Raw genomic sequence first — 1,510 nt, forward strand, 5'->3', positions numbered from 1 at the left:
AACGGCGGTTTCTTTTCCGTTCAGCGGCCAGTGTGGTGAAGGCTCTGGCCGACCCTGGTCCCCAGCCGTTGGATCCGAATGGCTTAGCTCGGTTGCGACGACGCGGCCCCAACGGGGAGGGGCTGCCTGGGTTGGTGATGGTGGGATCCCATGTTCCCCTGGCTGATCAGCAGCTCATGCGGTTGCTGGAGGATCCTCGCTGCATTGGCCTTGAACTGCCTGTGCGCCGCATTGCTCGGGTGTTGGACGGTGGATCGCCCGACCTGCTGTTGCCGGATTTGGAGCGGGAATGGTGCGAGCAACTTCAAGCCCTGCTCCAGTCGGGCCGAACGCCGGTGTTGTTCACCAGCCGCGGTGAGATCAGATTGGCGAGCGCGTCGGCGGGGCGCTTGATGTGTCAAACCATCGCGCGTCTGATGGGGCGTCTCGCTAGGGCCTTGGCACCGGGATTGGGCTACCTGATTAGCAAGGGTGGGATCACCACCCAAACCTTGTTGGCAGATGGGTTGGATTTGGAGGCGGTGGAGCTGGAAGGTCAGTTGATGCCGGGGTTATCGGTTGTGCGCCCTTCAGCGGGTGTCGCGCAGGCGCTACCGATCGTCACCTTCCCCGGCAATCTCGGCACCGACAGCAGCCTGTGTGAGGCTTGGCAGCGGATGCAAGCCGGCTGATGCCGCTAACAGTTCCATTGGGTGGTGAACCGGCTGCCGTCCCTGCAGATGCCGGCGAAGTTGCATGGTGCAACCGATATTGGCGCTGGCCACAAGCGCTGCCCCGGTGTTGCTGAGGTCGTCTGCCTTGATTGTTCCCAGCTCTGCGGCTTCCTCCGGTTGCACCAGGTTGTAGATGCCGGCGCTTCCGCAACAGACGCCTGCTTCCATGGGTTCCTTGAGCTCTAGTCCGGGGATGGCGGCGAGAAGGGCGCGTGGCTGTTGCTGAATGCCTTGGCCGTGGATCATGTGGCAGGCGTCATGCATGGCCACTGCCTTGGCGATGGGCTTCAGTTGGGCCGAAAAGCTGTCGCTCAATCCCACGTTGGTGAGAAATTCATGCACGTCCAAAACCGGTGCCCGGAAGCCGTTGTTGTTGTGCAGAATTTCGCCATAGGCCTTCATCGTGTGGCCGCAACCGGAGGCTGCCACCAGCACGGCGTCTAGCTCTCCTTCGATTGCATTCATGCTGTCAACAAGCGCTGAAGCCAGCTGGCGGGTGAGCTCCATCTCCCCTTGGTGGTGACTCACGGCACCGCAGCAGCCCTGTTCGGGGGGGAGAACCACCTCAAACCCATTGGCTTGAAGCACGCTCACCGTGGCCGTGTTCACCGACGGATCGAAGCAGCGTTGGACGCAGCCCAACAGCAGCGCCACTCGGCCGCGGCGAGGGCCGATGGCAGGGTTCACCGTTGGCATCGCGTCGTCGAAGGCATTGGCTGCCAGGGAGGGCAGCAGCTGTTCCATCGCTTCGATCCCTGGGCCAAACAAGCGGGTTAGGCCACTGCGGCGGGCGAGGG

General features: G+C 62.7%; 2 protein-coding genes. One reads left to right on the plus strand and one right to left on the minus strand.

Translation table 11 applies throughout. The features are described from left to right. On the plus strand, window positions 1-671 hold a 671-nt coding region (locus tag WH5701_RS00365; RefSeq protein WP_037979115.1), incomplete at its 5' end, for a nucleotide-binding domain containing protein. On the opposite strand, the gene WH5701_RS00370 is transcribed toward WH5701_RS00365, so the two are convergent. Then, a partial coding sequence (locus tag WH5701_RS00370; protein ID WP_006169807.1) for a (Fe-S)-binding protein occupies window positions 591-1,510 on the minus strand: 920 nt, incomplete at its 5' end. The genes WH5701_RS00365 and WH5701_RS00370 overlap by 81 nt on opposite strands.

The sequence above is a fragment of the Synechococcus sp. WH 5701 genome (genome assembly GCF_000153045.1).
Taxonomy (GTDB): domain Bacteria; phylum Cyanobacteriota; class Cyanobacteriia; order PCC-6307; family Cyanobiaceae; genus Regnicoccus_A; species Regnicoccus_A antarcticus.